Annotated in this window: 9 protein-coding genes; 7 read left to right on the forward strand and 2 right to left on the reverse strand. The window is 42.9% G+C overall.

Translation table 11 applies throughout. The features are described 5' to 3' along the window. Nucleotides 1-7: 7 nt before the first annotated feature. The 4 genes from OFO00_RS06755 to polA all read left to right on the forward strand — a co-directional run bounded on the left by OFO00_RS06755 (nucleotide 8) and on the right by polA (nucleotide 5702). Nucleotides 8-1228 (forward strand): sensor histidine kinase, encoded by a 1221-nt coding sequence (locus OFO00_RS06755; protein ID WP_270859721.1) that lies wholly within the window; start codon nucleotides 8-10, stop codon nucleotides 1226-1228. Between the two features lie 81 nt (nucleotides 1229-1309). Beyond that, complete coding sequence (locus OFO00_RS06760) at nucleotides 1310-1555, forward strand: YfhL family 4Fe-4S dicluster ferredoxin (protein ID WP_270859720.1); 246 nt, start codon at nucleotides 1310-1312, stop codon at nucleotides 1553-1555. Beyond that, complete coding sequence (locus OFO00_RS06765) at nucleotides 1555-2997, forward strand: Ppx/GppA phosphatase family protein (RefSeq protein WP_270865407.1); 1443 nt, start codon at nucleotides 1555-1557, stop codon at nucleotides 2995-2997. The genes OFO00_RS06760 and OFO00_RS06765 overlap by 1 nt, the downstream gene beginning before the upstream one ends. Before the next feature lie 74 nt (nucleotides 2998-3071). Continuing rightward, nucleotides 3072-5702: a DNA polymerase I gene (polA, locus tag OFO00_RS06770; protein WP_270865408.1), complete on the forward strand. Its 2631-nt coding sequence runs from the start codon at nucleotides 3072-3074 to the stop codon at nucleotides 5700-5702. Nucleotides 5703-6162: 460 nt separating this feature from the next. Here the strand turns inward: polA and OFO00_RS06775 are convergent, their stop codons facing one another. Beyond that, nucleotides 6163-7086 carry a DMT family transporter gene (locus tag OFO00_RS06775; RefSeq protein ID WP_270865409.1) on the reverse strand — a complete coding sequence of 308 codons (924 nt, stop codon included), beginning with the start codon at nucleotides 7084-7086 and terminating at the stop codon, nucleotides 6163-6165. Between the two features lie 2 nt (nucleotides 7087-7088). Beyond that, nucleotides 7089-7994, reverse strand: coding sequence for a DMT family transporter (locus tag OFO00_RS06780; protein ID WP_270865410.1), 906 nt, complete (start codon nucleotides 7992-7994; stop codon nucleotides 7089-7091). Nucleotides 7995-8092: 98 nt separating this feature from the next. Between OFO00_RS06780 and der the strand changes: the two genes are divergently transcribed. Genes der through trpS form a run of 3 tightly spaced genes read left to right on the forward strand, consistent with a single transcriptional unit; the run spans nucleotide 8093 to nucleotide 11018 of the window. Next, nucleotides 8093-9502 carry a ribosome biogenesis GTPase Der gene (der, locus tag OFO00_RS06785; RefSeq protein ID WP_270859715.1) on the forward strand — a complete coding sequence of 470 codons (1410 nt, stop codon included), beginning with the start codon at nucleotides 8093-8095 and terminating at the stop codon, nucleotides 9500-9502. Beyond that, complete coding sequence (locus tag OFO00_RS06790) at nucleotides 9499-10026, forward strand: shikimate kinase (protein ID WP_270862728.1); 528 nt, start codon at nucleotides 9499-9501, stop codon at nucleotides 10024-10026. Before der ends, OFO00_RS06790 begins: the two co-directional genes overlap by 4 nt. Then, a complete protein-coding gene (gene trpS, locus OFO00_RS06795) occupies nucleotides 10023-11018 on the forward strand; it encodes a tryptophan--tRNA ligase (protein ID WP_270865411.1) in 996 nt (331 codons plus the stop codon). The genes OFO00_RS06790 and trpS overlap by 4 nt, the downstream gene beginning before the upstream one ends. Nucleotides 11019-11220 lie beyond the last annotated feature (202 nt).

Raw genomic sequence — 11220 nt, forward strand, 5'->3', positions numbered from 1 at the left:
TTCGGCGATGCTAATTTTGATTTTTTCCGTAATGCTTTATAACTATATAAGGATTACGATTTTTGAAAATTCAGTCCATGGGCTTTTAGTAAGGGCTGAAAATATCACAAAACTGCCAAAAATTCCAGTCGAAAAAATCCCAGAGTATCTGCCAGATCCCAAAGGCGAGTTTATCACGAGTTTCGTTTATGGCGAGAAAATCACCAAGCCTAAATTTTACGAGAGCCAAGAGGGTGAAAGCAATTTTTTGACACTTCAATACCCATATAGCAACGAGGAAATTTTGCAGATCAAAACCGATGTAACGGTCTATGCAAATATCGCAAATCAGATACTTGTGGATATTATTATCCTAAATTTGACAATGATATTTTTGATAATTTTTTACGCTATGTTTTTATCGCGCACGCTTTTGATGCCAATCAAGGTAATCTCACAAAAGCTAGCTAGTCTTGATGAAAAATTTCTCGCCCCGCTTGATATGGAGAGGTGCGAGAGCGAATTCCGTCCGATTTTGACAAACATAAACCGCCTAATCGATCGAATTCAGACCTTCATAATGTATCAAAAAGAGCTATTTATCGGTATCGCGCACGAGCTAAAAACCCCGCTAGCGGTGATGAAAACCAAAAACGAAGTAACGCTCATAAAGCCAAGAGAGGCGGAAAAATACATCGAGGCGCTCCAAAACAACAACAAATCAATTGACGATATGAATAAAATGATAATCTCGATTTTAGAGATCGGTCGCCAAGAGGGCGCGCAGTTTGAGAGCCCAGAGCAGCTTGATATCGTGCAGTATCTGGGCGAACTGTGCGTGAATTTTAAAATTTTGGCTAGAAATGAAAAAAAAGATGTCGTAAGCAAAATTTCGCCAAAATCCCTAGAAGTGAGTATTCAAAAAAATCTTTTTATGCACATTATCCAAAATTTCGTCCAAAACGCGATTAAATTTTCCCCAGAGGGCGAAGTAATCGAGGTTTTTAGTGAAATTTCGGGCGATTATTTTATCGTGCGCGTAGAAAATTTAGGCGAGAGCATTGATGAAAGCCAGGACTTTTTCGCGCCGTTTAAACGCAAGGGCGGCAAGCCTGGCGCTGGGCTTGGGCTGTTTTTGGCTAAAAACGCCGCGCAGGCTATGGGCGCATCTGTGAGCCTTAAAAATTCGCCCGCCAAAGACAAGATTGTAGCGACCCTTACAATTCCGCTAAAAAATCTCAAAAAATAGCGCAAATTTGGTATTTTTTAAAATAAAATTAAAAGTTTTTAGTGTATAAATGCACTAATTTTTTTTGTAAAGGTTAAATTTATGTCTTTGATGATTACAGACGAGTGTATCAGTTGCGATGCGTGTCGCGAAGAGTGCCCAAATGAGGCGATTTTCGAGGACGAGCCGACATATATGATTGATTCAGATAGGTGTTGCGAGTGCGTGGATCAATACTCAGAACCAGCCTGCATCGTAGTTTGTCCTGTCGAGTGTATAACTTACGATCCTGATAATATCGAAACCGAGGGTGAGCTCAAATACAAACACGCTCACATGGATTATTAATGCCAAAACGCGTTGGAGTGATTGATTTAGGCTCAAATTCTGCTAGATTAGTGATTTTTGAGCGAACGAGCAGATTTGGGTTTTTTATCCTTGCAGAGCACAAAATCAAAGTCCGCCTAGGCGAGGGCGCGTATGAAAACGGCGGAGTTTTGCAACCAGCGGCTATGCAAAAATGCCTTGATGCGTTTGTGGAATTCAAAGAATTGCTCCAAAAATACGGCGCCAAAAGGGTGCTTTGCGTAGGCACTTCCGCACTGCGCGACGCTCCAAATGGGGGCGAGTTTATCAAGCTAGTTTTTCAAAAAACCAAAATCGCAATCCGCAAAATAGACGGCGAGAGTGAGGCGTATTTTGGAGGATACGCCGCACACAATCTCCTTAGCGATTTCAAAGAGGGCGTGAGCGTGGATATCGGCGGAGGCTCGACCGAGCTTGCGCGCATCAAAAATGGCAAAATCGAGGCCAAAATTTCGCTAAATTTAGGCACCGTTCGCCTAAAAGAGCTATTTTTCGACAAAGGCGATATGGCCGGGCTATATGGCTATGTAAATGAGGCAATCAGCGCGGTTGGCGACGAATTTGCCAGCTCAAATTTAATCGCTATGGGCGGTTCGGCAAGAGCGCTAAGCAATGCCATAATGGCGATTGAGAATTATCCGATTAAAATCGTGCATAATTACTGCTACGATTACGAAAAATACGCGCCGTTTTTTAGCAAATTAATCGGCGCCAAAACCCTAGAACTAGCCAAATTTCCGATAAAAAAAGAGCGTTACGACACGATTAGAGAGGGTGCGATAATTTTTAGCGAGATTGCTAAAAAAATCGGCGCAAAAAGCGTGATTACAAGCGGTGTGGGCGTGCGAGAGGGTGTGTTTTTGGGCTCGATTTTGCACGGGGCAAATTTGCCAAAGAATTTCAACCCTAGCCTAAAAAGTCTGCAAGATAGATTTGCTAGCGAAAGCTCGCACGCAGACAAGTTCGCCAAAGCCCTTTTTAGCGTGCTTTTCTCGCTTCACAAGCTAGAAGACAGATACATTAGCCCGCTTTGCTACGCTGCCAAACTTTGCGAGATTGGCGCAAGGCTTGGCTTTTATGCCAAACACGAAAGCGCAGCTTCCATGGTGCTAAATGGGCTAAACTACCGCACGAGCCACGAGCAAAAAGCCCTAATCGCCGCGATTATCGCAATGCACGGCAAGCCAAATTTAAGCCCAAATTTTGCAAATTTAAGCGAAATTTTACCGGGCGAGAGAACATTAGCATGGCTTAGCTTTTTGTGTGAATTTGCTAGGATTTTAAACGAAAACGCCCTTAAAAATTTGGAGTTTAAATTCGAAAATTTAACCCTGCAAATCGCGGGCGCAAAAAACAAATTAATGCTCAAAGACAGCCTACGCAAACTCCCAAAACCAGCTGTTTTTGCGATAAATTTTATATAAATTTAAATTTGGCAAATTTGCAAAATTTAGCCAAATTTCACTACACTACGCAAAATCAAAATTTAAGGAAATATATGAAAACTATCACGATTATCGACACTTTTGGCTTTTTTTTCCGCCTGTATTACGCGATGAGTAGCTTAAAGACCAAAAGTGGCAAGCCAAGTGGCATGGTGAGCGGATTTGCGAATTTCATCGCAAATTTGGAGCGAGAGTTCAAAAGTGATTATATAATTTTCGCCCTTGATAGCAAGGGCAAGACCTTTCGCTCAGATATTGATCCAAACTACAAAACAAATCGCCAAACCCCGCCGGACGCTCTTTTGGCACAGCTTCCGGTTTGCATAGAAATGATAGAAAAAATGGGCTTTTGCACGGCACAGAAAGAGGGCTATGAGGCCGATGATTTAATAGCAAGCGTCGTTAAAACCTATCGCGACACGCATAAAATCAATATCGTAACCAGCGACAAAGACCTTTATCAGCTAATCGGTGGCGAGACGCGCATTTATAGCCATGCCAAAAAAATGCTCTACGGCCGCGATGAATGCTATGAAAAATACGGCGTCTATCCCGAGCAAATCATTGATTTTTTGGCGATTTGTGGTGACAGCGCAGATAATATCCCGGGAGTAAAAGGCATAGGCGAAAAGGGGGCGAAAAAACTGCTTGATGAGTGGGGGAGTTTGGATAAAATTTACGAAAATATCGAGCTTTTGCCACCAAACAAACAGCGCGAGTATCTCATCGCCTCTAAAAACGAAGCTTTTATGAGCCAAAAGCTTGCCACGCTTTGCGATGAGGTCGAAATTTCGCCATTGCAAAACGCCGTTTTTCCCGAGCAAAATCCGCTTCATAAAATCAAAGAAATTTTGCGCGAATACGAGCTACACAAGCTTCTTTCTGCGCTCGAAAATGAGGGCGGTAAAAGCGAAGAGAGCCTAGCTTTTAAGCCAGTGTGCGTGAGGGACGAGAGCGAGCTAGCGCGCCTTTGCGAGGGCATTAGCGAGGATACTATCGTGGCATTTGATACCGAAACCACTGGGCTAGATAGCAAAAACGCCAAAATCGTGGGCTTTTCGTTTTGTTTCAACGAGCAAAAGGCGTATTATGTGCCACTTGCGCATAATTACTTAGGCGTGGGCGAACAAATTTCGCTAAATTCGGCGAAAATGGCGATTGAACGGATTTTTTCTGGCTTTGTCGTGGGGCAAAATTTAAAATACGATTTTAATATCATAGAGCAAAATTTCGGCATAAAACCGCCACGCAAATTCGCTGATACGATGATTTTAGCGTGGCTCATAAATCCTAGCGAGAGCGTGGGTATGGATAGCTTGGCTAAGCGGTATTTTGACTATGACACGATTAAATTCGAAGAAATCGTGGCTAAGGGCGAGACTTTTGCGAGTTTGGAGTTTGATGAGGCCACGAAATACGCAGCCGAAGATGCGTGGATAACTTTGAAATTTTATTTTAAATTTCAAAATTTACTCTCGCCAGAGTTGCTAAATTTGGCAAAAACGCTAGAATTCCCATTTGTGCGTGTTTTGCGCGATATGGAAAATGCAGGAATTAAAATTTCAAAGCCAAATTTAAGCGAGCTGATTTCTCGCAACGAAAGCTCGCTTAGGGTGCTGACAAACGAAATTTACGAGCTTAGTGGCGAGAGTTTTAACATAAACTCCACAAAACAGCTTGGCGTGGTGCTTTTCGAGCATTTGGGTTTGCCGTGCCAAAAAAAGACCAAAACAGGTTACAGCACCGATGAGAGCGTGTTAGAGGGGCTCAAAGACGCTCACCCTGTGATTGATAAAATTTTATCCTACCGCGAGCTTTACAAGCTTCAAAGCACCTATTGTGAGCCACTTTACGCCCTTGCGATGAAAAACGAAAATAGCAGAATTTATTCAAATTTCATGCAAACAGGAACCAGCACCGGCAGGTTATCTTCCAAAAATCCAAATTTGCAAAATATCCCAGCGCGTGGGGCTTTGGCGAAGGATATGCGAAACTGCTTCATCGCGCAGGAGGGGTATAGCCTGCTTTCGCTTGATTATTCGCAAATCGAGCTTAGACTTTTGGCGCATTTTAGCAAGGACCCTGCGCTTTTGCAGGCATTTGGGGCGGGCGAGGACATACACTCGCGCACTGCAATCAGCATTTTTGGCGATAGCGAACCCGCACACAGGGCGATTGCAAAGAGTATAAATTTTGGCTTGATTTATGGCATGGGGGCAAGCAAACTAGCGCAAAATTTGCAAATTCCACGAAATGAGGCCAAGGGCTATATCGAGCGATATTTCGCCTCGTTTGCGACGATTAAGGAGTTTTTGGAGGGGCTAAAAAACAGCGCCAAAAACGACGGATTTATCACTACGCTTTTTGGGCGCAGGCGGTATTTTGATTTCGCTAACGCTTCGCCGCTTCTTCTAGCCACTTATGAGCGAGAGGCGGTAAATACGAAGTTTCAAGGCTCGGCAGCGGATATTATCAAAAAAGCAATGGTTGAAATTTCGCCACTTTTAAACGAAAATGCGAGACTAATTTTGCAAATCCACGATGAGTTGATTTTTGAGGTAAAAAGCGAGTATGCGCAGGAATTTGGCGCGAAAATTAGGGAAATCATGCAAAATGTCGTGAATTTAAATGTCCCGCTCGTAACGAGCCTAGATATCGCTACTAGCTGGGGCGAGTTGAAATAAAATTTGAAATTTTGCAAAATTTCGCTTACGCAACCTTAAAAACACTGCGCCGAAATTTTGCTACTAAGTGCCATTGCGAGCAAACTTTGCTTGTGTGGCAATATTGAAATTTTGAGCTATGAGCTAAAATTTACGCAATCCATTATAATTGCAAAGAAATGCGAAGCATTTCAGTAAAAATAAAACTAGCTAAATTTTAAGGTTTTACAGGGGTGGGGGTTGGTAAGGGGGAGGGTAGCGTCTCCTAAAAAGCGCGCCCTCCCCCTTACAAAGAATTTCAAAATTTAGCCTAAAATTTAAAAAATCGTTCAATGCTAAATTTGTGTTGAATTTTGCTTTAAATTTTACTAGATTGCTTCGAATTTGCTTGCGCAAAATTCTTTGCAATTGCGCTTATGGGTAAAATTTCGGGTGCAGTATCCAAGCTTGCGGACAGCGGAATTTTAAAATTCGGCTAAATTTAGCGTTCTCTTGCGATTAAAACTCCGCTTACGATGACGACCAAAATCCCCAAAAACGCCATTAAATTCGGCAAACTATCGCCTAGCATGACGCCTAAAATCAGCGTAAAGATAATGTCCGTGTAGCTAATCGCAGCCACAACGCCAGCTTTTTTGGAGGCTGCGTAAGAGCGCGTCATATATTTTTGGAAATAAATTCCGCTAATTCCTAGCAGTGCGACCAAAACCCAGCCAAAGAGATTTGGCATGTTAAAATAGGCAAATTTGCTTAAATTTGCACTAGAAATCACGCCTAAAATTTCAATCTCGCCTCCTCTTAGCGCAAATTCCGCGCACATTAGCGCAGAGCTTACAAGCGCAGCGCCAAAGACGAAAACTAGGATTATGATATCCGTGGCGTAGTATTTGCGAAGTTCCCTGACGCTAGTGTAAGCTAGCCCCGCGCACATACCGCCAAAAACGCCGATGATATCGGTCGGCGCAATGCTAATGTGAGGCTGAATAACGAGCAAAATCCCGCCAAAACCGAGCATTATGGCGCACCAGCCTTTAAAGCTCAGCTTTTCGCCTAGGAAAAACGACGAGAAAAGTGCGGTGAAAATCGGGGCTGTTTTTTGGAAGGTAAAAGCCGTGCCAAGCTCGATGTGAGCGATATTATAAAAGGTCGCTATAATCCCGCAGCTGCCGATAAATGCACGGAAAAAAAGTAGCCAAGGCTTCCCGCCCACGCCGAAATTTTTTAGCCTTTTTAGCGAGATTAGCACGATAGCTAGCCCCACGGCGTTTCTGAAAAACACGATTTCTACGCTACTCATTTGCTCTGCCATGACCTTGGCTAGCGCTCCATTTAGCGCGAAATAAAAGCTAGCGATTAGCATATAATACACGCCTAAATTTTTGAGCCAAAATTTAGAATAACCCAAAATTATCTCCTATTTGCGATCAAAATTCCAGCCGCAATTATCAGCGCGATTCCGCAAAGTGCGGTGAAATTTGGGAGCGTATCTCCCAAAGCTAGCCCAAAAATCATCGAAAAAATAATATCCGTGTAGCTTAGTGTGGCGACGATCCCTGCTTTTTTTGTAGCCGCGTAGGCTTTGGTGAGATAGGATTGATAATACAGCCCGCAAACGCCCAAAATCGCGCCAATTCCCCAGCCAGCAAGATCTGGCATGACAAATTTGCTAATCATAAAATTTAGCGCGGGAATTTCGATAAATTCGGCAATCGCCATGAAAAGTATCGGCATTAGCGTGCCTGCAAGCAGGGCTGAGAGTATGATTACATTTGCGCTGTAATACTTGCGCAGCTCCCTGACAGCCGTGAGCGCAATCGCGGCAAACAGACCGCTTAAAATCCCAAAAATATGTCCAGCGTGAATTCCAAAGTGAGGCTGTATCACCAAAACGATACCCACAAAGCCCAAAAATACGGCAAACCAGCCAAATTTGGATAATTTTTCTTTTAGCGCAAAATATGCAATCACGGCGATAAAAATCGGCGCTGTTTTTTGGAAGGTAAAGGCCTCGCCTAGGCTTAGTTGCGTAAGGTTGTAAAAAAACACGATTAAGCCCAAAATCCCGATAACTCCGCGCGTAGCAAGCATCCACGGATGTCCGCCGCGGCTTGGTTGGGCTTGAATTTTGCGATTTTTGCGCATGATATATAAAATGATAAAAAGGGCTAATAAATTTCGAAACAGCACGACCTCAATGGCTGGGATTTGCATGGCTAAAATTTTAGCAAATGTCCCTGCAATGGAGTTGTAAAAGCACGCAAGCAACATATAATAAATGCTTAAATGGTGCAATAAAAAGCTGTTGTATTTCAAAATTTGACCCCTCAAAAAAGCCTATAATTATAGCTGTTTTTAAATTTTGATTTACTTAATAAAATTTGGCTATAATGAGAAAAATCAAAGGAAGTATTATGAAAACAGTGATGATAATAGGGCGCCCAAATGTGGGGAAATCGAGCCTTTTTAACCGCTTCGCAAACGCAAGAATTGCCATTACTAGCGAGGTTTCAGGCACCACGAGGGATACGAATAAAATCGCCGTGCAAATTTATGATAGAAATGCGATGATAGTCGATTCTGGCGGACTTGATGATACGAGCGAGCTTTTTGCGCGCGTGCAGGCAAAAACCCTAGCCGAGGCGCAAAATGCGGATATTATTCTTTTTATGGTAGATGGCAAACTGCTCCCAGATGAGCAGGATCGCAAAATTTTCTTTTCTTTGCAAAAGCTAGGCAAGCCGATAGTTTTGCTCGTAAATAAAGTAGATAGCAAAAAAGATGAAGAGCGAAGCTGGGAATTTAACGAATTTGGCGCGCAGATGTTTGCACTATCTGTCAGCCATAATGCCGGTATTGACGAGCTTAGGGATTGGATTTATACTCACTTAGATCCTGCGCCTGTGCGAGGGGACGAGAGCGAGGATTTCGATGATTTTTTAGAAAATTTTGACGATAATGGCGAAATCAAAGAGAGCGATGAGAGCGAGTATTACGAGAACAAAACCATAAATGTAGGCATTATCGGGCGGGTAAATGTGGGCAAATCTAGCCTTTTAAACGCTCTTGTGAAAAACGAACGCTCGGTGGTAAGCAGTGTGGCTGGTACGACGATAGATCCTGTCAATGAAAGCTATGAATTTGAGGGGAGAAGGTTTGAGTTTGTGGATACTGCTGGTATTAGAAAACGCGGTAAAATCGAGGGAATAGAAAGGTTTGCGCTAAATAGAACGGAGAAAATTTTAGAAAATTCAGACATTGCGCTTTTGGTTTTGGACTCTTCTGAGCCATTTAGCGAGCTAGATGAGCGAATTGCAGGGCTTGCGGCTAAATTTGAGCTAGGCGTGATAATCGTGCTAAATAAATGGGACAAAAGCGAGGCCGAATTTGACGCTATGGTGCGCGATTTGCGCGATAAATTTAAATTTCTAGCTTACGCGCCGGTTATTAGTGTAAGCGCGCTTGGTGGCAAACGCATACACAAGCTCTACCCGCTGATTTTGCAGGTTTATAAAAATTACACGCAAAAGATAAAAACCGCCCATTTAAATGCGCTAATCGAAGAAGCGACCAAAGCTCACCCGCTTCCGCACGATAAGGGCAAGAGCGTGAAAATCTACTATGCGGCGCAGTTTGGCTTCGCTCCGCCTAAAATCGCGCTTGTGATGAATCGCCCGCGCGCGCTACATTTTAGCTATAAACGCTATTTGGCGAACAAACTTAGAGAGAAATTCGATTTAAGCGGGACGCCTTTGGTCATAATCCCTAAAAATCGCGGAAACGACGATGAGGGCGAGGCAAATTTGAAAAAAGGGCAAAAATGAGCGCAAAAAATATAATCTTAATCGGCTTTATGGGTGTTGGCAAGGGGACTTTCGCGCGCGCTTTGGCTGGGGCTAGCGGGCTGTTTGCGATAGATTGCGACGATATGATCGAAAGCTATGCAAACAAAAAAATTCGCAAAATTTTCGAGGAGCAGGGCGAGGTGGAATTTCGCAAAATAGAGAAAAAACTCGCTAAATTTTTGGAAAAAAATGTGAGTGGCGCGATAATCTCGACTGGCGGCGGGTTTTATGCTGTTAAAAATTTAAACAAAATTGGCACCGTAATCTACCTAAAATCGAGCTTCGATGCGATAATTAAGCGCATAAATTCTAGCCAAAACGCTAGCAAAAAAATCGCAAAACGACCGCTTTTGGCTGATTTGAAAAAGGCGCGCGCCCTGCATGAGCAAAGGGATAAAAAATACAGCGCCAAGGCCGATTATATCGTAAATGTAGAGAAAAATTCGCAAAAAGAAGTTATCGAAAAATTACTAAAAATTATCAAAAAAGAGGTTAAAAAATGAGTGAAAAATCTAAAATTTCAAATCCACGCACACTAACTGGGCTTCAACCCTCAGGCAGGCTACATTTGGGGAATTATTTTGCCAGCATTAAGCAAATGGTAGATGCGCAAAATGCGGGCGAGGAGCTGTTTTTGTTCATCGCAAACTACCACGCGCTCACCTCTGTTAGCGAGGGCGCGAAGCTCAAAGAGAGCACTTATGAGGCGGCTGCGGCGTTTTTGTCTTTGGGAATCGATCCAGAAAAATCGACATTTTGGGTGCAAAGCGATGTGAAAGAGGTTTTGGAGCTTTACTGGATACTTAGCGGATACACGCCAATGGGGCTGTTAGAGCGCGCTCACGCTTACAAAGACAAGGTCGCAAAGGGCTTTGAGAGCAAGCACGATTTGTTTTCATACCCTGTGCTAATGGCGGCTGATATTTTGCTATATGACGCTACGAGCGTGCCTGTGGGCAAAGATCAAATTCAGCATGTCGAAATAGCGCGCGATATCGCTTTGAAATTTAACAACGCGCATGGCGAAATTTTAACCCTGCCAAGCGCTAGAATCAGTGAAAATGTCGCAATAGTCCCTGGCACGGACGGCGCAAAAATGAGTAAAAGCTACGGAAATACGATTGATATTTTTTCTTCGCCAAAGGAGCAAAAAAAGCAAATCGGCTCGATTGTTACGACATCTGAGCCGCTCGAAGCGCCAAAGCAGTGGCAAAACTGCAATGTTTATAATATAGCAAAACTCTTTTTAGACCAAGAAGGACAAAAAGCCTTGCAAGCTCGATATGAGCGTGGTGGCGAGGGACACGGACACTTTAAAATGTATCTTGGCGAGCTTGTGAGTGAGTATTTCGGACAGGCGCGCGAAAAATATGCTGAGTTGCTAGCTGATAAGAAAAAGCTAGATGAAATTTTGGCTTATGGTGCGCAAAAGGCGCAAAAAATCGCAAGTGAAAAAATGCGCCTAATACGCGAAAGTGTGGGGATTTATAGATAAATTTTAGTTAAATTTCGCCAAGCAAAATTTGGCGAAATTTATAAATTTTGCAAAATTTTAAATTTTCCCCTAACCTTTAATCTCTTTTTAAGCAACCCTTGAATATAATCCACTTTCCGTTTTTGAAATCTAACTTCTGTTATTTTCCAATGCGTGTTATTTTATTTATTATTGTCAAAAACTATCTTTTAGTCAATCTTTG

This window comes from Campylobacter sp. VBCF_04 NA7 (assembly GCF_027737405.1).
Classification (GTDB): domain Bacteria; phylum Campylobacterota; class Campylobacteria; order Campylobacterales; family Campylobacteraceae; genus Campylobacter_B.